Source organism: Pseudoalteromonas phenolica (assembly GCF_001444405.1).
Taxonomy (GTDB): Bacteria; Pseudomonadota; Gammaproteobacteria; order Enterobacterales; family Alteromonadaceae; genus Pseudoalteromonas; species Pseudoalteromonas phenolica.
This window is the reverse complement of sequence record NZ_CP013188.1, coordinates 930,384-954,331: the sequence shown is the minus strand read 5'-3', so window position 1 is coordinate 954,331 and position 23,948 is coordinate 930,384. Positions and strand designations below refer to the sequence as shown.

General features: G+C 37.4%; 17 protein-coding genes. 4 read left to right on the top strand and 13 right to left on the bottom strand.

Annotation, left to right across the window (positions count from 1 at the left end):
- Positions 1-38 precede the first annotated feature (38 nt).
- Together PP2015_RS21285 and ilvN are read left to right on the top strand one after the other, a co-directional pair.
- Positions 39-1,763 carry an acetolactate synthase 3 large subunit gene (locus PP2015_RS21285; RefSeq protein ID WP_058032487.1) on the top strand — a complete coding sequence of 575 codons (1,725 nt, stop codon included), beginning with the start codon at positions 39-41 and terminating at the stop codon, positions 1,761-1,763.
- Positions 1,763-2,260, top strand: a complete 498-nt coding sequence (gene ilvN, locus PP2015_RS21280; RefSeq protein WP_058032486.1) for an acetolactate synthase small subunit — start codon at positions 1,763-1,765, stop codon at positions 2,258-2,260. Before PP2015_RS21285 ends, ilvN begins: the two co-directional genes overlap by 1 nt.
- A gap of 47 nt (positions 2,261-2,307) precedes the next feature.
- Here ilvN and PP2015_RS21275 read toward each other — a convergent pair whose 3' ends face one another.
- The 3 genes from PP2015_RS21275 to PP2015_RS21265 all read right to left on the bottom strand — a co-directional run bounded on the left by PP2015_RS21275 (position 2,308) and on the right by PP2015_RS21265 (position 3,921).
- Complete coding sequence (locus tag PP2015_RS21275; protein ID WP_058032485.1) at positions 2,308-2,583, bottom strand: HU family DNA-binding protein; 276 nt, start codon at positions 2,581-2,583, stop codon at positions 2,308-2,310.
- Between the two features lie 149 nt (positions 2,584-2,732).
- Entirely contained in the window at positions 2,733-3,041 is a 309-nt protein-coding gene (locus PP2015_RS21270; protein WP_058032484.1) for an MGMT family protein, read from the bottom strand.
- Positions 3,031-3,921, bottom strand: a complete 891-nt coding sequence (locus PP2015_RS21265; RefSeq protein ID WP_058032483.1) for a LysR family transcriptional regulator — start codon at positions 3,919-3,921, stop codon at positions 3,031-3,033. The genes PP2015_RS21270 and PP2015_RS21265 overlap by 11 nt, the downstream gene beginning before the upstream one ends.
- A gap of 102 nt (positions 3,922-4,023) precedes the next feature.
- On the opposite strand from PP2015_RS21265, the gene PP2015_RS21260 reads away from it, so the two are divergent.
- Both PP2015_RS21260 and PP2015_RS21255 read left to right on the top strand, forming a co-directional pair.
- Positions 4,024-5,103: an efflux RND transporter periplasmic adaptor subunit gene (locus PP2015_RS21260; RefSeq protein ID WP_058032482.1), complete on the top strand. Its 1,080-nt coding sequence runs from the start codon at positions 4,024-4,026 to the stop codon at positions 5,101-5,103.
- 2 nt (positions 5,104-5,105) lie between these two features.
- Positions 5,106-8,156: an efflux RND transporter permease subunit gene (locus PP2015_RS21255; RefSeq protein ID WP_058032481.1), complete on the top strand. Its 3,051-nt coding sequence runs from the start codon at positions 5,106-5,108 to the stop codon at positions 8,154-8,156.
- A 260-nt stretch (positions 8,157-8,416) separates the two neighbouring features.
- Here the strand turns inward: PP2015_RS21255 and rluF are convergent, their stop codons facing one another.
- The 10 genes from rluF to PP2015_RS21205 form a co-directional block, all read right to left on the bottom strand.
- Positions 8,417-9,304: a 23S rRNA pseudouridine(2604) synthase RluF gene (rluF, locus tag PP2015_RS21250; protein ID WP_058032480.1), complete on the bottom strand. Its 888-nt coding sequence runs from the start codon at positions 9,302-9,304 to the stop codon at positions 8,417-8,419.
- A 51-nt stretch (positions 9,305-9,355) separates the two neighbouring features.
- Positions 9,356-10,432, bottom strand: coding sequence for an ABC transporter substrate-binding protein (locus tag PP2015_RS21245; protein WP_058032479.1), 1,077 nt, complete (start codon positions 10,430-10,432; stop codon positions 9,356-9,358).
- A gap of 25 nt (positions 10,433-10,457) precedes the next feature.
- The gene (locus PP2015_RS21240) at positions 10,458-11,675 is read right to left on the bottom strand and encodes an EAL and HDOD domain-containing protein (protein WP_058032478.1); all 1,218 of its coding nucleotides are present in this window, start codon (positions 11,673-11,675) and stop codon (positions 10,458-10,460) included.
- A 187-nt stretch (positions 11,676-11,862) separates the two neighbouring features.
- The gene (locus PP2015_RS21235; protein WP_058032477.1) at positions 11,863-13,395 is read right to left on the bottom strand and encodes a glycogen synthase; all 1,533 of its coding nucleotides are present in this window, start codon (positions 13,393-13,395) and stop codon (positions 11,863-11,865) included.
- Positions 13,396-13,405: 10 nt separating this feature from the next.
- Positions 13,406-14,710, bottom strand: a complete 1,305-nt coding sequence (gene glgC, locus PP2015_RS21230) for a glucose-1-phosphate adenylyltransferase (RefSeq protein WP_058032476.1) — start codon at positions 14,708-14,710, stop codon at positions 13,406-13,408.
- Positions 14,703-17,222 carry a glycogen/starch/alpha-glucan phosphorylase gene (locus tag PP2015_RS21225; RefSeq protein ID WP_058032475.1) on the bottom strand — a complete coding sequence of 840 codons (2,520 nt, stop codon included), beginning with the start codon at positions 17,220-17,222 and terminating at the stop codon, positions 14,703-14,705. The genes glgC and PP2015_RS21225 overlap by 8 nt, the downstream gene beginning before the upstream one ends.
- The gene (gene glgX, locus PP2015_RS21220; RefSeq protein WP_058032474.1) at positions 17,212-19,254 is read right to left on the bottom strand and encodes a glycogen debranching protein GlgX; all 2,043 of its coding nucleotides are present in this window, start codon (positions 19,252-19,254) and stop codon (positions 17,212-17,214) included. The genes PP2015_RS21225 and glgX overlap by 11 nt, the downstream gene beginning before the upstream one ends.
- A 2-nt stretch (positions 19,255-19,256) precedes the next feature.
- Positions 19,257-21,476, bottom strand: a complete 2,220-nt coding sequence (gene glgB / locus PP2015_RS21215; protein ID WP_058032473.1) for a 1,4-alpha-glucan branching protein GlgB — start codon at positions 21,474-21,476, stop codon at positions 19,257-19,259.
- Positions 21,469-23,451 carry a 4-alpha-glucanotransferase gene (gene malQ, locus PP2015_RS21210; protein ID WP_058032472.1) on the bottom strand — a complete coding sequence of 661 codons (1,983 nt, stop codon included), beginning with the start codon at positions 23,449-23,451 and terminating at the stop codon, positions 21,469-21,471. The genes glgB and malQ overlap by 8 nt, the downstream gene beginning before the upstream one ends.
- Positions 23,438-23,761: an isoamylase early set domain-containing protein gene (locus PP2015_RS21205; RefSeq protein WP_058032471.1), complete on the bottom strand. Its 324-nt coding sequence runs from the start codon at positions 23,759-23,761 to the stop codon at positions 23,438-23,440. Before PP2015_RS21205 ends, malQ begins: the two co-directional genes overlap by 14 nt.
- Between the last annotated feature and the right edge of the window lie 187 nt (positions 23,762-23,948).

The window sequence follows — 23,948 nt, the reverse complement described above, 5'->3', positions numbered from 1 at the left end:
TTTTTTGTTCAATTTTACGATTGCACCGAGGAATGAGGATGGTACAAACGCAATTTAACGGCTCTGAGTTAGTCGTAAAAGCTTTAAAGGCACTTGAGGTTAAATACATATTTGGTTATCCAGGTGGTTCAGTCCTAGATCTATATGACGCATTGTTTCAACAAAGCGATATAGAACATATTTTGGTTCGACATGAACAAGCTGCTACCCACATGGCTGATGGCTATGCAAGAGCAACTGGGGAAGTTGGTGTAGTTCTAGCTACATCGGGTCCAGGTGCAACAAACTGTATAACAGGTATTGCAACTGCCTATATGGATTCAATTCCAATGGTCGTTTTATCAGGTCAAGTACCTTCTAATCTAATAGGTGACGACGCGTTCCAAGAAACAGATATTGTTGGCTGCTCAAGACCTATTGTAAAGCATAGCTTCAATTGTAGAAGTGCAGATGAGATCCCATCGATTTTAGCTAAAGCATTTTATCTTGCTAATTCAGGCCGCCCTGGCCCTGTGGTTGTAGAATTACCAAAAGATATTCTAAATCCGCAGCTAAAGTTTGGTTTTAAAATGCCTTCTGATATAGAAATGCGTACCTATAATCCAAGTGTTAAAGGTCATGGAAAGCAAATCAAAAAAGCTGTTGAAGCAATCTTAAATGCAAAACGTTTAGTTATCTATTCTGGTGGTGGTGTTGTTTTATCTGACACTTCTGAGAAACTTAAAGAACTGGTAGAAACCTTAAACGCGCCAATCACAAACACGTTAATGGGGTTAGGTGGTATAAGCGGTACTCACCCTAATTTTATTGGTATGCTTGGTATGCACGGTAATGTTGAAGCTAATAAAGCAATGGCTAATGCTGATGTTATTTTAGCACTCGGTGCTCGATTTGATGACCGTGTGACTAATAATGTTAAAAAATTCTGTCCGAACGCTACAATTGTTCATGTAGATGTAGACCCAACATCTATTTCTAAAACCATAAAAGCACATATACCAGTTGTAGGTTGCCTTGCTACAGTGTTGGATCAATTACTTAATGCCATAAATGCAAGTTCAGAACGTATCGACCGAGCAGCACAAGAAACTTGGTGGCAAGAAATCACTAAATGGCGAGCTCAAAAGTGCTTAGATTATGATAAAGGCACTGAAGTATTGAAACCACAGACTGTAATAGAAAAGGTTTACAAAATTACCAATGGAGATGCTTATGTATGTTCTGATGTTGGTCAGCATCAAATGTTTGCCGCTCAGCACTACCCCTTCAAAAAACCGAGGCAATGGATTAACTCAGGTGGCCTAGGGACGATGGGTTTTGGGTTACCCTCAGCGATGGGCGTCAAAATGGCTTTTCCTAATAGTGAAGTACTATGCGTTACAGGTGATGGTTCTATTCAGATGAATATTCAAGAGTTATCTACTTGTCTTCAATATGGACTAGCAGTGAAGATAATTTCTCTAAATAATCGCTCTTTAGGTATGGTAAGACAATGGCAAGATATGCAATACGGTGGTCGTCATTCTAGCTCATACATGGAATCTCTTCCGGATTTTGTTGCCTTAGCAGAAAGCTATGGTCACATCGGCATTAAAGTTGATAAACCAGAGCAGCTTGATGAAGCATTAGAGCGTGCTTTTGCAATAAAAGACAGGTTGGTATTTTTAGATATCCGCGTTGATGAAAAAGAGCATGTTTATCCTATGCAAATAAAATTAGGAGCTGTAGATGATATGTGGTTGAAAAAAGGAGTAAAAGCGTAATGAGAAGAATCTTGAGTATCCTTTTAGAGAATGAGCCAGGTGCATTATCCAGAATCGTTGGTCTTTTTTCACAGCGTGCTTACAACATTGATAGTCTAACCGTAGGCACTACCGACGATAACACCTTATCACGGATAACAATAACCACACACGGCGACGATAGAGTAGTAGAACAGATCACCAAACAAGTGAACAAGCTTGTTGATGTGTTAAAAGTTCAGGACTTAACTGAAGTACAACATATTGAAAGAGAACTTTTATTAGTCAAAGTGTATGCAAGAGATGAAAAAATGCGGGCTGCAGTGACACGTATTGCTGATGTTTACCAAGGCGCGATAATAGACATGGGAAAACAAAGCTATACGCTTCAGTTATTAAGCAGCTCTGAAAAAATTGAATCTTTTTTAGATATGTTGAGACATGAAAGCGATATTATTGAGTTAGTCCGTTCTGGAGCTGTTGGGATAGGTCGAGGTGACAAAGCGTTAAAAGCATAAAAAAAGGGGCTTAAGCCCCTTTTTACCTAATTCGATATAAGCAAATATTATTGATTTACTTGATCTTTAAGACCTTTACCTGCTTTGAAGCTAGGAATATTTGCTGCTGCGATTTGAATCTCAGCACCAGTTTGAGGGTTACGGCCAGTACGAGCTGCACGCTCTTTTACTGAGAAAGTACCAAAACCAACAAGTGCTACTGAATTACCTTCTTTAAGAGAGTCTGTTACAGCACCAGTGAATGATTCAAGCGCTCTTGCTGCAGCGGCTTTAGAAATTTCAGCATCAGCTGCCATCTTTTCAACTAGTTGAGCTTTATTCATTGTTTAATTCCTATTTATTGTAATTTTGCCTAAGCAAAACCTATGTTTATGTATTTTTCGGCTTAGTGCAACTATTTACTACATATTTTTATGAAAAATCGCATTAAATACCGTATTTACAGGCCTTCGTCGCAGTTTTAGAGCTAATTTTAATCAAGCCATTGAAATTCTTTTAACCGCACCCTATTAGAAAGAAAAATCACTCCTTCACTTTCAAGCCTTTCTTTCTGCTCAATAAACTTACTTGTTTGTGCCGGGAATGAAATTTTTCCTTGCGAATTTATAACTCGATACCAAGGTAAATTAGACTCTTTTGGTAAGCTTTTTAAAATATAGCCAACTTTCCTTGCATAATTCGCTTGCCCTGCAAGTTTAGCTATTTGCCCGTAAGTCGCAACTCGGCCAAATGGAATTGCTCCAATTATAGTATGTACACGTAACTCGAAATCATCCTGCATATTTTTCGCCTAACTTTTTGAATCTATCCCATATGGCTCTAGCAACCGGCCCATGATGTTGAGTATGTTTTCTGAACACATGAATATTAGCAGTGAAACTGTCTTGTCTGTCTAAGATTCTTATACGCTCAAGTTCGCCACTTTCTAATTCATTTTTGCAGTGAGCTAGACTTGTTAACGCAAAACCTAAACCAGACAATAAAAATGACTTCATTGAAGTTAAATCATCAACTTTCATGCGGTTTGTATTTAATGTATATGCAAGTCTTTCACTATCAAAAGCAAAGGCGCTTTCAAACATGGCAATACATGGGTATGACTTTAATGCTTCATAATTTAAAGTTGTAGGTAAAACCCCTTGTCTCGCGACAATTCCAAGTTCAATCTCCCCTACTTTCATTGTTTCTAATTCGCCTGTAGCATGAAACAAGTCAAACCAAGGACCTATACCAAGTTCAGCTCGTCCACTGTTTACTTGTTGTAAAGCTTCAAATCTCGGACCACTGGTAATAGAAAACTCTGTAGACTTGTATGCCTTAAAAATGTCACCAATTGCTTCATTGTATTTACTTTGATAAGAAATAGGTTCATAGCAAATACTAAATTTTGCTTCATTCCCTTCTGCATATTCATTAGCAAGAATTTTTAAATCATCTCTTATTGCAAGTAATTTTGTAGCTTCAAGATAAAAATGTCTTCCTTGTTCAGTAAGCTTTAACCTGTAGGCTTCTCTGTCAACAATGCTAAAACCTAAATTTTGTTCTAACCTTTTAATTGATTGAGAGATGGCCGGTTGGGTCTTATGCATCTTTGATGCAACCTCTTGTAAGCTCTTTGAATTTGCAACAGCATCGAGTATTTCAAGATCTGCCAACTTCATAAAATAATCTTATAAACTTTACAATTTTTAATAATTTTAATTTTATCAGGTTTTTTCTTATTCTTATCGAAATTTTTCAGAGCTAAATAAATGGAGTAACCCATGTTGAGGTTAAGTTTTATCGCACTGCTTACTATTTTTACATTAGGCTGTAATCAAGAGAATGAGAATACGGAAAAAGTTGACGTTATTAGGCCTGTTAAATTATTTGAAGTCCAAGATCCTACCGCTCACAATGTAAGAAGTTTTCCAGCAGAGGTTGTTGCAAATCAAGGTTCCTACCTTGCTTTTCGAGTGAGTGGAGAACTAATTGAATTTCCTGTTAGAGCAGGTCAAACTATACGTAAAAATGATCTTCTGGCTAAATTAGACCCTGAAGACTTTCAATTACAATATGAACAACGCAAGGCACAATTTGAACTTGCAAGTGCGCAACTAAAGCGTGTCGAATCATTATTTAACCGCTCTATTGCGACCAAGGCTGAATTTGATCAAGCGCTTGCTAACAAGCAAGTATCTGAGTCTGCATTTAAAATAGCAAAGACAAACCTAGAAAACAGTGAGCTACGAGCTCCATTTTCAGGCACTGTTGCAAAGGTATTTGTTAAGAACTTCGAAAATATCGTCGCTAAGCAAAATATTCTTCGTTTAGAAAGTAGAGACATGATGGACGTAGTAATATATGTGCCTGAAAGACTAGTCGCAAGAGTCAAAAGAGAATTAGATTACCAGCCAACTGTTACTTTCGATGGATTCCCCAATAAGACTTACAAATTATCAATTAAAGAATGGGATACTCAAGCAGACGCAGCCACTTTGAGCTATAAAGTGGTTTTCTCTTTACCCATCCCAAACGACTTTAACTTATTTGAAGGGATGACCGGACAAGTATCTATCGACCTTTCTAAGATTACAGAACAGCAAAATAATACAATAACAGTTCCTTTATCAGCCGTTTTTTCGACTGATACAGAACACCTAAATAATAATTCATACGTTTGGGTATATAACCCATCAACACAAGTTTTATCCAAACGAAAAGTTACTGTCGGTAAGATTTATCAAGATCAAATTGATGTGCTTGATGGCCTCAAAGTAGGCGATAAAGTTGTTTCAGCTGGAGTTTACCACCTCTCTGAAGGCTTAATTGTGAAACCTTGGGTTAAAGAGAGAGGCTTATAATAATGAGTCTAGCTAAGTGGTCAATTGATAATAAAGTCATTAGTTGGATGTTCGCACTGTTACTTTTAATTGCAGGGGCAGCGTCTTATTTAGATTTAGGACAGTTAGAAGATCCTGAATTTACAATAAAAAAGGCAATGGTTATTACCTATTACCCAGGTGCATCTCCTGAACAGGTAGAAGAAGAAGTAACTTTTGTTATAGAAAATGCCATTCAACAATTACCCTACGTAGATACTATTTCTTCAATATCCTCTGCTGGAAAATCACAAATTACAGTTGAAATGAAGAGCACTTATAGAAAGCAACATCTTCAACAAATTTGGGATGAACTCAGAAGAAAAGTAAATGATCTTTCTGGTAGGTTTCCCAAAGGTGTTTCTTCTCCAAATATTATTGATGACTTTGCCGATGTTTATGGTGTTTTGTATGCCATTACTGGCGATGGATACTCGTACAGTGAATTAAAAGATTATGTTGATTATTTGAAACGTGAGCTCGTCCTTGTCGATGGTGTGAGTAAAATAACTGTTGCAGGCACTCAGCAATCTCAAGTAATCGTCGAAATTTCAACTCAGAAATTGTCTCAACTTGGTATACCTCCTACTCAGATATTTTCATTATTACAATCTCAAAACCATGTTTCTAATGCTGGAAAAATACGTGTTGGTGATGAATCAATACGTTTTCACCCAACAGGTGAGTTTCACGATGTCTCAGAATTAGAAAGCTTACTAATCTCAAGCCCAGGAGCAAAAGAATTAATTTATTTACGAGATGTGGCAAAAGTTAAGAGAGAGTTTGCTGAGATACCTTCTCACTTAACTAAGTATAATGAGAAACAAGCTCTGCTCCTTGGTATTTCATTTAATTCTGGCGTAAATGTCGTTGATGTTGGTAAAGCAATTGATCAACATCTTCATAATTTAGAGTATCAACGACCTCATGGTATGGATGTTTTTACTATCTATAACCAACCAAATGAAGTTCAGAAATCTGTCAATGGTTTCATTGTTAGCCTAGTTGAAGCAGTCGCGATTGTTATTGTTGTTTTACTAATTTTCATGGGTGTAAAAAGTGGTATTTTGATAGGTGGAGTTCTACTTCTTACTGTTCTAGGTACATTTATATTTATGAAATTCTTTGCAATCGATTTGCAACGAATTTCTCTAGGTGCACTGATTATTGCATTAGGTATGCTGGTAGATAATGCTATTGTTGTAACAGAGGGGATCTTAATAAATCTAAAACGTGGGCAAACTAAAGTTCAAGCTGCTGTAAATATTGTCGCTCAAACAAAATGGCCTCTACTTGGGGCAACAGTTATTGGTATCACCGCATTTGCTCCAATAGGTTTAAGCAGTGACGCAAGCGGAGAATTCGCTGGCTCTCTTTTCTGGGTGCTTTTAATCTCATTAATGTTGAGCTGGGTAACGGCGATTACCTTAACTCCATTTTTTGCTGACTTAATGTTTAAAGAAGCAAAGACTAACAAAGTTCAGCAAGCAGACCCCTATCAAGGTATTATTTTTACAGTTTATAAAACGTTATTAAGTACAGCCCTAAAATACCGTATTTCTACAGTCATACTCATGATTGCGCTATTAATTTCATCAATAATTGGCTTCAGTCAGGTTAAGCAGTCGTTTTTCCCAGCATCAAACACCCCTATGTTCTATGTCGATTATTGGCATTATCAAGGTGCTGATATTCGAAGTACAGCCGAAAATATAGGTAAAATCGAGCGTTTTCTTTTAAAAGATAAACTAGTAGAAGATGTAACTACAACTGTTGGGCAAGGCGCACCTAGGTTTATGTTAACTTACGAACCTGAAAAGCAATATAATGCTTATGGTCAACTTATCGTCAGAGTGAAAGATCGTGAATCAGTTGCAATTTTGATCGATAGGCTAAGAGCGTTTGAAATGACTATGCCATTTGATGGCAAAATTAAAGTCAAACGTATGGAGATTGGCCCATCAACCAGCGCAAAGATAGAAGCTCGCTTTTCCGGTGGCGACCCAGTTGTTTTGAGGCAGCTAGCTGAACAAGCAAAACAAATCCTTCATAAAGATGAAGGAGCTTTTAATGTTCGAGACAATTGGCGCCAAAGGACTAAAGTTATTCGACCCCAGTTTAACGAACAAAAAGCCAGAAGACTTGGAATAAGTAAAACTGATGTCGATGACCTTTTACTTACCTCCGTATCTGGAAAAACTGTTGGTTTATACCGTGAGGGTACAGAACTTCTTCCCATTATTGCCCGCTCTCCGGCAGATGAACGTAATCAAGTAAATAACCTGTCGGACTTACAAATATACAGTCCAATACTCAATGTGTTTGTACCAATCACAACTGTGGTAGATGACTTTCAGGTTACTTGGGAAGACCCACTGATAATGCGTAAAGATAGAAAACGCACTATTACAGTTATGGCTGATCATGATGTAATTGGAAATGAAACACCGGCAAAGCTCTTTGCAAGAGTGAAAAGTGATATAGAAGCTATTTCACTGCCAAAAGGCTATAGTTTAGATTGGGGTGGTGAATTTGAAGCTTCTAGCAAAGCGCAAAAAGCGATTTTCGGTTCGCTCCCGCTAGGGTATTTAGTCATGTTTATTGTTACTGTTTGCTTGTTCAACTCCGTAAGGCAACCCCTCGTAATTTGGTCAACAGTCCCACTTGCAATTATTGGAGTAACCGCTGGCCTTGTAGTTTTCCAAGCACCATTTAGCTTCATGGCGCTACTAGGGTTATTAAGTCTATCAGGCATGCTTATTAAAAACGGGATCGTTTTAGTTGATCAAATAAATTTAGAGCTGAGTGAAGGTAAAGCTCCCTACCAAGCAGTTTTTGATTCAGGTGTGAGTCGTGTTAGACCTGTGTCGATGGCAGCCGTCACAACAATTTTAGGCATGATCCCGCTTCTATTTGATGTATTTTTTAAATCGATGGCGGTAACCATCATGTTTGGGTTGGGGTTTGCAACGATACTCACTTTGATTGTCTTACCAGTAATTTATTGTTTATTTTACTCAATTAAGCAGAAATAAAATTGGCCTTAATTGGCCACTTTATGCCTATTTCGTTAAGTTTGTGGTTCTATAAGCAATAAAACAACAGTAAGCGATATCTGATTAGTAGAGAGGGCAATAGCAGCTATATGGTTTAATATATAATTTATTTTAATGAAAATTTTACACTAAGACAGTTGTTTTATTGTCTACCAAAACGACTTGCTAGCTAATAGATAAGTGAAAATGACAGCATGCAAATAATGGTGTATTTGCATGCTTATTTAAATCGATTTACTTTATTTTGAATTGCGATTTAAAGTTAAAGTGCCTGTTTTTCTTTCTGCGGGTTTTCTTGAATTCTTTTTTGGTTGCTGCTTATATCTTTTTGAAGAGTGATCGATTCTATGGGCTTCATTTTTCTTATCTAGCGGTTTTCTTATTTTCTTATTTTTATCTACAGAACCTTCTTCTGTTTTTGCTGAGCCTTCAATTGCTTTGTTTATCTCAGACATTTCTTGCTCAGTTAAATGTCGCCATTGCCCAGGCCTTAAACCATTCAGATTGACATTCATAATACGTACGCGCTTCAAAGTAGTAACTTCATAACCAAGATATTCGCACATTCTTCGGATCTGTCTGTTTAAGCCCTGAGTGAGAATGATAGTAAATGTATTATCACCGGTTTGTTTCACATAACATTTCTTTGTCACCGTATCTAAGATTGGTAGACCACCAGCCATTCTTTCAACAAAACGTTTATTAATTTTTCTGTCTACAGTTACGACATATTCTTTTTCATGATTGTTACCAGCACGAAGAATTTTATTAACGATGTCACCTTCATTAGTAAGAAATATTAACCCCTCTGAAGGTCTGTCTAGGCGACCAATCGGAAATATGCGTTCAGGGTAATCTATTGCACTTACAATATTACTTTTAATTTTTTTCTCAGTCGTGCACGTCACGCCAACAGGCTTATTATAGGCAATATAGACACGTTTAGGCTTGGCTTTGAGCGGTTTACCATCAATAAGAATTGTATCGGCGTCAGACACTTTAACACCCATTTCAGGCAACTGACCATTAACCTTAATGCGCCCGGCATCAATTAGTTTGTCAGCTTCTCTTCTTGAGCAAAAACCAGTTTCGCTAATGTACTTATTTAAACGTGTTGTAGCAGTCAAAAGACAATCCTTAAAATTCAATTGTGCGTATTTTAAAGGATTAGTATTAATTTATCTCTTATTTTTCTGCCAAATCTCTGGGATTAAGTAAAGTTGGTATTGTGATTGGTCAGTTAAATGAAGGCTTTTCAATCTATAGTCAATCAATCCCCAGTTGGGGCTATTTTTCATCCAACTGTAGTTATTCACATTCTGCTTGGTAATAACGCCCATTGGTATTACTAACTCTCTGTGCTCAGACCAATATGAGTGTTTGTGATGGTAATCAAACAAACTGACCAATGCCCAAGCGCCCATCATGAAATGTCCGCCAACACTTGCATGAGTATCGCCTCTAGCTACATTTTCAAGCCCAACAGACAACCAATCAAAACCGCCAAAAACAATATTTTGTTTATCCGCGCAAGCTATTTTACAAGCTTTCATTGCCCCTATAGCCATTAAGTCAGAAGCGGCCCAAACAATATCAATATTTGCGTGTCTTTTAAGAAGCTTTAATGTTTGCTCCGTTGAAAGGGTTTCAGACCAAGAGCCATGTACCTCTTGTGCAACTTCAATTCCTTGAGAAGAGAAATAATCCGCAGCCCCTTTCGCTCTCATATCAGACTCAGAGCCGTAATGACCATTTATCAGTACTGCTGTTAAATTGCTTTTTTTATTACTAACTGAATGCAAAGCTTTTGCAAGGTCATATCCAGCCTGATAATTATCATGATAAACCTCCCCTAACCAATATTTATAATCTTCACCTGGACCAGCAATTTGACTTTTTTCTTCTCCCGAAATAGTTTGTTCCATAGTGATTGCCGGTACTTCAAATTTTTCAAGAATCTTTAACGATTCAACTGCGGCACCAGGATAAAGAATTAAAATGGCATAATCAGGGGTCTTTTGATATTCAAGGTATTTTTTTAATTCTTGAAATTGAATATGGCGATTTCCTTCTCCATATATTACATCTAGTTTAAAACCGAGCTGTTGAGCAGCATGTTGGCTAATTGATTGAACTTTACTCCAAAAAGGATCATCAACAACCGAGGGGTTAACGAATAAAACGGTTTGCTTCGCAATCGTCATAAACGGCAAGGTCAATAACATCAAAAGTATCAATCTAATTTTCAAGCGCATTTATACTCTTTTACCTTAGTTAACTCTAAAATGCCTTATCTTTATACATATCTGCCCAAAGGATAGCTGCGGCGTGAAATTCAGGTAAGCAATCATCATTAATGTTTAAATACTGACATGCTTTTTGAAGTTTCCACCAACTACCAGATTCATAGGCTATAACAATGTTTAATACGTAATAATGAAAGTTAGCTTCACCTAGCAACGCTTTTTGAAGCTCTTCAGGAAAAGGAAGTTTGTCTATGAGTTTAATCATCGGCCTATCTAATATCGCATCAAGCAATGAGAAAAGGCCTACCAAAAAGCACGATGAACCTGAGTTTGGTTGAACTTTATTCCCTATTAACTCACAAAAACGAGCCCTGACTATACTCATTCTTGTTAATTCTGTTGGTTTGCCCTTTGCTACATGGGCTGTCATGATTAGACCAACAAATTTTTTTGTGCGTTCATATCCTAAATATACCAAGGCTTGCTTAATTGATTCTATTTTACTTTTTATTGGAAATACGCCTGAATTAATTAAGCGAAGTAACTTATAAGCAAGCGCTGTATCTTGTGAAAATAATTGCGCAATTTTAGTAATATTTAAATTTGGTTTTAACACCTCTGTGTAAATGAGCATTACTATGGTGTAGTTAAATTCGATATCATTTTCTTCAATGAGACGTGGTTTTGCGAAAAAATAACCTTGAAAAAAATGGAAGCCCATTTTCTTAGCTAATTCGAACTCTTCTTCAGTTTCTATTTTTTCAGCTAAAAGTTTTATATTTTTTTGTTGTTTTAATTTTTCTACAAATGGTCCAATGGTATCAAGAGGGCTTTGCATCACATCAAACTTTATTAAGCGTACAAGCTTTAAAAATGGCTGCCATGCATCTTCATATACAAAGTCATCTAATGCTAACTTATAGTTTTGATGAAACAAGCTTCTAACATGCTCATAGTTTTCTTTTGTTGGTGAAATAGTTTCAAGAAGCTCGAGGATAACATCGTTGGCAGGAAGAAAAGTAGCGAGCTCTTGTTTTAAAGACTCAGGACCTATGTTGATCAGTGCTTTCTTCCCTGATGTTAAATATCTAGTACCCAGATTTAATTGGTTGTCTAATATAAGTTTTGCCGTTGCCTTGTCTTCTGCAATATCGGGAAAACTGTTGCTAGAGCCATCTCTAAAAAGTAGCTCATACGCAACGACCTGCTTTTTCCTATTAAAAATAGCTTGTCTTGCTACAAAAACTTTCAAGCAAAAGCTCCTTTTCCCAATTACAACATCTTAATATGAAATTATTAATATAATAGCACTATAGCAATGCAAAGAAACCCAACTAAATAATTAAAAACTAAGTCTTTAATTTAGAATTATAGCAAAATACAAAGAAGTGTTCGGCTGAAATAAATATAGAATATAGTTTCAGCCGACTGAATGAAGGTTAATTATACAGTTTAGAAATGTATTGTTTAGCAATTCCCTTCCATTCAAAACGTTCTGTTCTAGCATTTTCAGCAATGTTTAAATATTTACTACGGTCCTTAGATTGCAACATCAAGGCGTCTTCAAATACCGATTTTAATTGCTCGATTTGCTGAAATAGCGAATCTCCATTAAAAACAAACCCAGTTTCGTTATGAGTAACTGTATCTTTTAATCCTCCGACACCATGCACCAAGCAAGGTTGTCCAGCACGCATTGCAAGCATTTGACTTATACCACATGGCTCAAAATAACTAGGCATAAGGAATAATTCACCTAAAGGATAAAGGTAATCACCTAGTTTTTGATCATACCCATTCAAGAACAACACATTTTCTCTTCTAGCCATAACCTGCATAAATTGCGACTCTATATACGGGTCACCACTGCCTAGAATGACAATATTACTCTTATATTTATCTGCAATTAACGCTAAGTCATCTAAAACTATACCATTTGAAGATTTTTGAATTAGTAAAAGCACCTTCTGATCTGTTATCCGACCTATACTAGAAATAATTGGCTTTTTATCAAATGATTTCCATTTAGTTACTCTTTGATGAGCAATATAATGTTTCGTTTCAACCAGAGGAGATTTTGACATCCATTTGAATATACATTTCTCTGCTTCATTCAAATAGGTATGATAAGAGACAGCCGAGTTATCTATCGAGGTGTAATTACAACCATTTAAAATACCAAATAGACGCCTTTGACTTGAGGCTAAACGCATATCATGCTCTAAACCTGCACCACCAAAAAAACCTTCGTCAGGTCTGCTAGTTTCTTGAACTTCAGAACTGTATGTTGGTGAGACAACATGAACCACATCACAAAGATTTAAACCGCTTCGCATGGGGTTATAGCAATGTGGATATTTGTGGTCACATATTTGGTGCCCATCATAATTTAAGGTAGGAAACCAAGCCTCTAGACTTGATTCATCATGATTGAATGGCCTGATCCCTTGCAGTGCAAGATTGTGAACGGTATAAACAAGTTTTAATGTTTTCAAATAAACGAAACGTGGACTGAACCTCGCAAGAACAGACACCCCCGCAGCATGCCAATCATGTAAATGGATTACATTGATATCGTCAATGATTCTATGCTCTATAATTTCGCATACAGCCGCACTAAAAAAAGCAAATTTTGTTGCATCAGATGCAAACGGTCTATTTGCCCCATCATCGCAATATATCTTCCCGCCGTTGTCAGAAAACAATGAGTGAGAAATGACATACTGACTAACACCTTCATCTGATTCAACTAGCCACAAGCTAGCAGTTTCTAGATGTTGTCTAAATGGCACTGCTATATCTGCTATAAAGTGCCTATTCAAATTATCTTGTCCGTAATCTGGTACTACAACAGATACCGTTAAACCATGCTCACTTAACGCATAGGGAATGTCACGGATTACATCCGCGACGCCCCCTACTTTACAATTTGGCAATCGGTCATTTTCTGCACCGACCATTAAAATATGCATATCCTGCCTTTTAAACAACTGAAAGTTTTTGTTTTTCTTGATTTGCTTGTTGTTTCTGATTATATGCAGCAAGCATATCTCTAGTCACCAGAACGATACCTTTTTTTGATACTCTAAAGCCATTTTCTTCATCAATCTTAGAGTTATAACCAATAACAATGCCCTCTGGTAATTCACAACTACGATCGATAATGGCGTTCCTTACTTTACAATTCCTACCGATTTTAACACCAGGCAAAATCACTGAGCCTTCGATTGTACAATAAGAATGAACATGAACATTTGAAAACAACAATGATTTTCGAACCACAGAACCAGATATAATACAACCACCAGAAACTGTTGAGTCAACAGCCATTCCACGCCTTTCTTCGTCATCAAAAATAAATTTCGCCGGTGGAAGCTGTTCTTGATAAGTCCATATCGGCCAACTAGGGTCATACAAATCTAATTGCGGCTCAGGGGAAACCAGTTCCATATTAGCTTCCCAGAATGAGTCGATCGTACCAACATCACGCCAGTAAGCTTGACCTTTTTGAGTTGGCTCTCTAAATGGGAAAGCGAAGACATTATGCTCTTCTATAATTGCTGGAATGATGTCATGGCCGAAGTCTCGACCTGACCCCTCTCGTTGAGCATCATTCTTTAATTGTTCGAAAAGAAACTCAGTATTGAAAACATAATTTCCCATTGAGGCTAGACAAGTGCCATCTTTACCTGGGATTGAAGAAGGTTCAGCTGGTTTTTCATCAAAGCGTCGTACACGGTTATTGTCGTCAACAGTCATAACACCAAAAGTGTTAGCAGCCTCTTCGCATGGCACCTCAATACAACAAACCGTCATATCTGCACCGGTCTCAACATGTTTAGCAAGGAGTGCACCATAGTCCATTCGATAAACATGGTCACCTGATAGAATCATGACATATTTAGGTAATTCATGGCGAATAATGTCCATATTTTGGAATACTGCATCAGCAGTACCACAATACCATTCATCACCATAACGCTGTGATGCGGGTAATATTTCAACAGACTCACCGAGTTCCTTTTTGAAATGACCCCATGCTCGATTTACATGCCGAATTAAGGAGTGTGACTTATACTGTGTAGCAATACCCACTCGTCTTATGCCAGAGTTAATACAGTTAGAAAGTGGAAAGTCAATAATTCTGTGCTTCCCTCCAAAATACACTGCAGGCTTAGCACGCCAGTTAGTCAATTCATGCAAACGCGAGCCACGACCACCAGCAAGGATCAGTGCGTAAGTCTCTCTGGTTAAATTACTAATATAACGATTTTCATAACTAGGCATGTTGCTTCTCCATTTGTTCCTTGTCTTTAATCTGTTTAAGATCTGGCTCTATCTGCCAAATCTCTTCACTATATTGTGAAATAGTTCTGTCACTTGAAAACTTTCCGCTTGCAGCGGTGTTTAAGATACTCATTTGTGTCCAATGAGTTTTGTCTTGATATGCTCTAGCCGCATTACTTTGAGCTTCACAGTAACTATCGAAGTCATGAGCTGTTAACCAAGGGTCGCTTGGGCATTTAACGGCATTAATGATGTCGTCAAAGATGTTAGGCTCGAATAAATTAAAGTGCCCACTTTCTAGCAATTTAAATACAGCGCTCAAATGTTCACTGTCTTGAATAACCTTCTGAGGGTTATAACTAGACTTGATTGCACTGGTTTCTTCCGCTTTTGCACCAAACAAAAAGAAGTTATCTGAACCAACATTTTCTAAAATTTCAATGTTTGCACCATCAAGAGTTCCGATTGTAATTGCACCGTTCATCATAAATTTCATGTTGCCGGTTCCTGAGGCCTCTTTACCTGCCGTTGAGATCTGCTCTGATAAATCGGTTGCAGGGCATATAGTCTCCATCGCTGTAACATTGTAGTTAGGAATAAATGCGACTCTTAAGTAAGGTTTAGCCCTTTCATCTTTATTGATGACTTCTGCAACATTGTTTATCAACTTAATGATTTGCTTAGCCATATAGTAACCAGGAGCCGCTTTTCCACCGATCAATACACATCGTGGTGTTAGATTTTTTGTTTCACCTTTGCAAATCTGAATGTATAAATGAATGACATGAAGGATGTTCAATAATTGACGTTTATACTCATGAATACGTTTCACTTGCACGTCGAACATCATATCGGAATCAAACTCAACACCACATTGTGTTTTGACTAAAGCAACTAGCTTGTCTTTGTTCGCTTTCTTAACTTCAAACCACTTAGTTTGAAACTGCTTATCATCGTAGTAGCGACGCAAATCTTTAATTTTGCTAAAATCAGCAATCCATTCATCTCCAATATAATCAGTGATTAATGATTTTAAATCAGGATTGCAATGCGCAAGCCATCTACGAGGGGTTACACCATTGGTTTTGTTATTAAATTTCTCAGGCCAAAGCTGATAGAAAGTGTTGAATAGACCACTTTTCAATAATTCTGTATGAAGCGCAGCAACACCATTAACGGAGAAACTTCCGACGATTGCCAAATATGCCATACGAATTTGTGGCACATCTCCTTCTTCAATTAAAGAAAGCTCTCTTTGTTTTGCAACATCTCCAGGCCAATGTATGGCAACCTGCGCTAAGAAACGAGCATTAATTTCGTAAATAATTTCTAGTAAGCGAGGTAAAAGTCTTTCAAATAAAGGGACAGACCAGCGCTCTAAAGCTTCCGGTAATAATGTATGATTCGTGTATGCCATAGTACTTGAGGTGATTTCCCATGCTTTATCCCACTCGATTTCATACTCATCAATGAGCAAGCGCATAAGTTCTGCTACAGCAATACTGGGATGGGTGTCGTTTAACTGAAATACATGAAATTTGGCAAAATCATCAAAGTTTTCATCATTCTCTGTAACCCAATCGTCGATAATGTCCTGTAAACTCGAACTAGTTAAAAAATACTGTTGTCGAAGTCTTAACTCTTTACCATTTTCACTACTGTCATTTGGATAAAGCACCATTGAAATTTGTTCTGCCAAGTTCTTTTGCGCAACTGCATCTGAATAGCTGCCTTCATTGAATTCTCTTAAATTGAATTCATCTGTTGCTTCGGCTTTCCAAAGTCTCAATGTATTGACAATGTCATTTTTATAACCAGGAATAGGCACATCATAAGGAACAGCAAGTACATCCTGTGTATTAACCCAAGCTCTATGTGTCCTACCATGCTTATCGACATATGACTCAACATGCCCAAAGAACTTAACTCTCTTTGACTGTTCAGGTGCGCTTAGCTCCCAGGGATGCCCTTCTCGTAGCCAATTGTCCGGATGTTCAACTTGATAACCGTTTTCAATAGATTGATTGAACATGCCATATTCATAACGAATGCCATAACCAACAACCGGAAGTGCCAGACTGGCACAACTATCTAAAAAACACGCTGCAAGTCTTCCTAAACCTCCATTGCCCAAACCTGCATCATGCTCTGCACTACTTACACACTCTAACTCAGCACTATATTGCTCAAGCGCTTTTTTTACATCATCTTCCAGGTCTAAATTGAGTATTGCATTACCTAGTGCACGACCCATCAGAAACTCTAACGAGATATAAGCAGCCTTTCTTGTAGACTGTTTATCTCTTTGCTCGTTGGTTTTTCTACATTTAGCAACTAGACGGTCACGAATAGTTAAGGCTAAAGCATGATACAAGTAGAGCCGTGACTCGACATTCTTATCACGCCCTAGGGTGTAGTAAAAATGCCTGTTTAGATCTTCACTGACATTAGCTAATAAGGTTTCTACCTTTGCTGTATCAGGCAATTGTCCGTTTGAATTTTTACGACTCATAATCATTTCCTTCAAAATTAGCAGAAAAAACCCAGCTTGATTGAGCTGAAACATCTAATACTTTATCTATTTGGTTCAGCTTTGTTGCTGGCTCAGAAGTCATTTGCAGATGCCACTTTTTAGCTGTATCTGGCAATTTGACATTCAAAGAATGCGCACTAGCATTCAAGAGAAGTAATAACGAGGTATTTTTATTGTTATCGTCTAAACGACACATCAGAAATTGAGATGTCGGGTCATGCCACTTGATGGCATCCATGGGTAGAGCATGTTCATCAAGCCAATGTACTGAAAAGTCCTGATCTTCTTGATGTATAAAAAATGTATGTTTGAAAATTTGAAACTTATTTCTTAATTGAATTAACTTTGAAATGAAGTCAACTAATTTTGTACTTTCAAGACTCCCCCAATTTAACCAATTAATTTTATTATCTTGGCAATAGGCGTTGTTATTTCCTATCTGAGAATGGCAAAGCTCGGTACCTGCAGCAATCATTGGAACACCACAAGACATGAATAACGTGATAAGTGCATTTTTTTGCTGTTTTAATCGCAATGCATTTACTTCAACATCCTGAGTTTCTCCCTCAATACCGCAATTAAAGCTGTGATTTTCATTATGACCATCTTGGTTGTTCTCTCCGTTGGCAAGGTTATTTTTTACTTCATAACTCACCCAATCTCGAAGCGTGAAACCGTCGTGGCTTGTAATAAAATTGATTGAATTTAAAGGACCACGTAAATTATGCTCAAACAGATCATTCGAACCATGAATGCGTTTTGCCAAATCAGGTAACACATGTTGCTTTGCTTGCCAAAACTGACGAACTGTATCTCTGTATTTATCGTTCCATTCATGCCAAGGAGAAGGAAATGCGCCTAATTGATAACCGCCTGGCCCAATATCCCAGGGCTCAGCAATGAGTTTGCACTGGCTTAAAATAGGATCTTGATGAATTGCTTGGAAAAAAGCGTGGTTTTCATTAAAACCATCTTTTCCTCGACCAAGAATACTTGCAAGATCAAACCTAAAACCATCAACACCATAATACTCTACCCAATAGCGTAAACTATCTAATATAAGCTTCAGCGTATAGGGGTCATCAATATTAATCGTATTGCCACAGCCTGTATCATTAATGTAATCACAACTATCTGATAGCAATCTATAATAACCTGAGTTATTTAATCCCTTGAAAGATAAGGTTGGACCTTCTAAGCCAGCTTCGGCGGTATGATTAAAAACAACATCAATAATCACCTCTATTCCCGCTTTATGAAATATTTCAACCATTTGTTGAAACTCTTCAACACAATCATCAACAAGGTATTCTTTATGCGGAGTAAAGAAGTTAAGTGTGTTGTACCCCCAATAATTTTGTAAACCTTTGGTCGTTAAAAATTGCTCACTAATAAAGCTATGGACGGGAAGCAATTCAATTGCATTCACCCCCATATTTTTTAAATGTGTAATAAAATCATCATGTGCAAGCCCAAGGAATTTACCTCGCAATGGTGATGGTATTTTGTCATTTAGTTTCGTTGCACCTTTTACATGACACTCATAAATCACAGTTTCACCCCAAGCAATATTAGGCTTTATGCCCTCGTATTTTTTTAGAGTGCTTAACTTAGACTTAGGCATATCAAACGCATTATCGGCTTCATTGAAATGTCCAACTGGTAAATGGCAAAAATGTCGTTCACTCCAGTAAAAGTGACCATGGAGGTCTTTTGCATAAGGGTCTAAGAGCAACTTATTTTCATTATGCAATTGACCGGTTATTAAGTCATAACTGCCATTGACCCTGTAACCATAAATACAACAATCTGGTAAGCCTTCAACATTCACTGACCAAACACCGCCCTCATGTAAGAACATTGAAATACGTTCTATTTCAGCAAAACCAGTTTCGTCGAATATACAAAGTAGAACATCGTTCGCCTGCGGCGCATAAACGGCAAAATTAACTGAATTAACTAAATTGGAGGCGCCTAGGGGTGAACTTACTCCTTTACACGAGTTCAACATTTTCACCCCGTTACAAACTTCAAATATAAAGTAGAAAGAGGTGGAATTGTTATTTGAATGCTTTGATCGAATCCATGACTCGCTTCGTTTTGCGTCTCTATTAACTGTTGGCTATGCGCAACTGCACTAACGCCACTCCCCCACAAACTTTTATCATCAGTATTCAAAACGACTTGGTAGACCCCTTTTTCTGGCACACCCATTCTAAACTGGTGATGGACTTGTCCAGTAAAATGACAAATTACAACGAGATGCTCATTTCTGGTTTTTGAGAAACGAATAAAACTGAAAATACTTTGCTGATTATTATCGCTATCAATCCACCTAAAGCCATCAGGTGTTTGATCTAATTCATAAAGTGCTGGTGATGTTTTATAGATTTGATTTAATTTCTGTATCGTTTTGAAAATGCCATGGTGTGACTCAGAGTTTAATAATTGCCAATCTAGCCCTGAATTGTGATCCCATTCATTTCTTGGTGCCAGTTCAGCCCCCATAAAGAGAAGTTTTTTACCCGGATGAGCATACATAAAGCCATAATACGCTCTAAGATTAGCAAATTGCTGCCAATCGTCACCTGGCATTTTAGATAACAAAGAGCCTTTTCCATGAACCACTTCGTCATGGCTGAGAGGCAAAATATAATTTTCTGAATACGCGTAGGCCATTGAAAAAGTCATTTCATGATGATGATATTGCCTGTGAATTGGATCACGCTTCATATAATTTAGCGTATCGTTCATCCATCCCATATTCCATTTATAACCGAAACCTAGGCCATTGTTCTCAACAGTGTTTGTGACACCAGGCCAAGCTGTCGATTCTTCTGCGACCATCATTATGTCGTTTTGCCTTGCGTAAGTTCGAGTGTTTACTTTCTGTAATAGATGAATAGCATCAAAGTTTTCTCGCCCACCTAAATGATTAGGAACCCATTCATTCTCTTCTCTGCTGTAATCTAAATACAACATTGAGGCGACGGCATCGACGCGTAATCCATCTAATTGATATTGCTCCAACCAATAGACGGCGTTTGAAAGTAAATAAGACTGAACTTCAGGGCGGCTATAATTATAAATGTATGTATTCCAATCAGGATGGAACCCCTGACGTTTATCGGCATGCTCAAATAGATGAGTACCATCAAAACAATGCAAACCGTGAGGATCTGAAGGAAAATGACCTGGTACCCAGTCGAGTAAAACACCAAGACCTGATTTTTTACATGACTCAATGAAATAAGCAAAATCACCAACCGAACCAAAACGGCTTGAAGGAGAAAATAGACCGACTGGTTGATACCCCCACGAACCATCAAAAGGGTACTCACTGATTGGCATTAATTGAATATGAGTAAACCCTAGTTCTTTTACGTGACCCACAAGGTCATCTGCTAACTCACGATAGGTAAGGTAGCGCGAACCTTCATCCTCTCTTCTTTTCCAAGAACCTAAATGAACTTCATAAATACTAATTGCAGCATCAACCCTATTAAGGTTTTTTTTAACCTGACGGTTATCTAATGAAATTTGGGGAATTCCACTTTGGATTACTGAAGCTGTCCCAGGAGATTGTTGTGTTTTAAAAGCAAATGGATCAGACTTTTCAAACTGATTACCATGACAATCTGTAATAGCGTATTTGTAACATTGTTCCGTTTCAAGTTCAGGTAAAAACAGTTCCCAAATGCCACTTGCAGGGTGTTTGCGCATGAAGCTCTGACTAGCATTCCAGTGATTAAACTCACCGATAACAGACACTGACTGTGCATTTGGTGCCCAAACAGCAAACCTAACACCTGATAAACCTTGTTGTTCAACACAATGCGCACCTAATAAACGATAAGCATGCTCAAGTGTTCCCTCATTAAAAAGGTACATATCATCTTGGTTTAAAGAAGATTTAAACTGATACGGATCATAATATGTATAGTCGGAACCATCACTAAAAGTCGCTTTGATTCTATAAGGCGTGGAGAAAATCATTTTATTCAAAGTAAGAATAAATAACCCTGAATCATTGATATTTGAAAATTCAATAACTTCTGGAGAGGTAACTAACTGAACAGAATACGCACCTTGAATAAAAACTCTTATTTCAAGTTTCTGTTCAGAATTACAATGTAAACCTAAAAAAGAAAAAGGGTCACCAAATTTACCTTGTTGGAGTGCATTTATTTGCGCGTCATAAATAGTTCCTTTACGAGCTAAAGAATCAATCATTATCTTTCCTTAAATCAGTTAAATCATTTAGTAAACTCTGCTGTGAAGAAAACACATCTTCTATCGTAGTCAAAATCCGACGTCGCCAGTTTTGGTACTCTCTATCAGTACCTGGAATGTTAATGGGCAGAGTTTGTTTTGCTAAATCATCGAAGTTCAAACTAAAAAGCTTTGGTGGAGTTTGTATAAGTGTCTTTACTAGCTCATTGAATAATATGTTTACGTCACTTTCTAATGTAAGTTCAGACTTATTGAGCCAATTTAAAACTCGCTGTTTATCAATTTGCCTTTGGTCTTTTAAATTGCTTGCCTCATGATCTGAGCAAAGTGAAAGACTGACCTTTAGATCAATATCTTCACCAAACCACCAAGCTGCAAAAGGTGGTACATCATGGTTAGAAAGCATCAGCATACAATTATCTCTATAATCATTGCCGTGTTTGAATTCACCAATATGATTTTTTTCAAAGTAAAAAAGTGTGTTGCCAAAAATGCCACTTGACGCTAATGCGGAAGTAACCTCAGGAGGTACAACCCCTAAATCCTCCCCAACCAAGCAAGTATTATTTGAGTGAGATTCAATCTTTAAAATAGCCAGTAGGTGCTCGAATGGATAGTAGACATAGCAACCATTTTGCTGTTGATTAACTGTTAAACACCACCAAAGACGCCTGAGTGACATAACATGATCAATTCTTAAGGCGCCGAAATATTGCATATTCTCTTTAAATAGTTGCCTGAAGTATGCGAAGTTGTTATCAGCCATTTTTTTGGGATCAATGACAGGCAAGCCCCAATTCTGTCCTTGCTCTGCCCAAGGGTCAGGTGGAGCACCTATTTCAGCATTTAGAGCAAACACTGATTCATTTGTTAAGAATTCAAGACCATCTTTTGCACAACCGACCGCTAAATCATTGATCAAACCAGTTTGCATCCCCAGAGACAAGCAAAGCTTTTGACAATGATTTAGTTGCTCATGAGCAAGCCACTGCCAGAATTTTGCCCGTTCATCTTCTGCAAAAGCGCTTAGTAAATTGCTTTTAGTTTGACAAAAGCGGCGAAAGCTCCTTTGTGACTTCAAACTAGCATTTTGTTTGAATTGACGATAAAGCGACTTCAATAACTTATATTTTGTTCTGGATACCAGATCGTAATCAATGTATTGAGACTGCTTCTCAGACTGTAAGATTGATAAAGCCGATTTATGTTCATCTAATAATTGACTAAAAGTTGATTGCGCTAAGCAATCATTAACAGAAATATAAAGTGGATTGATCAATCCTCTATGACTTGGACTATAAGGGCTTGCTCTTTGAGGCTGATCTTCAAATAGCAGATGTAAAGGATTTAATAAAATAAAATCAATACCAAAACAGGCACTTTTTCTAATGAGCTGTTGTAAATCAGAAAAGTCGCCAAAGCCATAATTTGAAGATGACGTAAGAGTATAAAGCTGAACACTTATACCTAATTGCTTTTTTTCTGAAAAAGGAACTGCTTGTTGAGGTGTCACCCATAGCTCTGTGATAAACACTTCCTCTCTCAGAGTGACCTCTGCTGAGAAGTATCCTACAGGTAGGTGTTTAGAAATTGGTAATTTCAGCTCGATGTAACGTGTATCAGCATCAACATAATCACCACAGATTACAGCATTTTCCAAAGATAACTCAGCTCTGAAATCTATCTCTGGCACTTCCAGAGAAATAAGCCCTTTATCTTCACCGTCTCTGATCTTAATCTTTAAATATGGTTCAGATTCGTCCACAAGACTAACAGCAGGTACCAAATTATGCCATGGTTTGATATCTAGCTCGTAATTTAGTGCATTAATTGAATCGTTTGAATAAAAGTCTACATTACAAGCTTTAAGAGCTGCTTCTCTGACTTGATAAGAGAAATTAACCGTTTCACCCGTATATTTTGTAAACTCTGAACCTATTCCATATAAATAACAAAGCTGCTCAAATGGACTCATTCTGAATACCAACTTCCTTTATGGTAGACACTAAACTGTTTTCTGAACCAAAACCATTAGCTGTATAGCCATCAGCTTGATTATCGTTTTCCCAAACTTCACCATCTATGAGATATCTGAATTGGTATTGTTTGTTTGTAGGTAACCTGAACTTACTTTTAAATACTTGACGAGATTTTACGAACTTCATCTCAACAGGCTGCCAATCATTGAACTCTGCAACCAGTTCGATCTTATCCGCATTTTTAAACCCACACTCGAAAGTTATTTCAGCTTCTGATTTTGTCTTGAAAAATCGTTTATTTAGCATTGCCTTGCCTTATTACTAAAGAAATTACGCATCAAGTTCTTGCTTCTGAAATAAACTGCATTTCAGCTTTTAAGATTATTTGCCTATTAAATCAACTGAATGTTTATCTTATGTGACAACTCCAGTGTCATCAGCGCAAGAAAAAATGCGCAAGTTAAACAAATTCAACATAATGTTGAGCGGTATG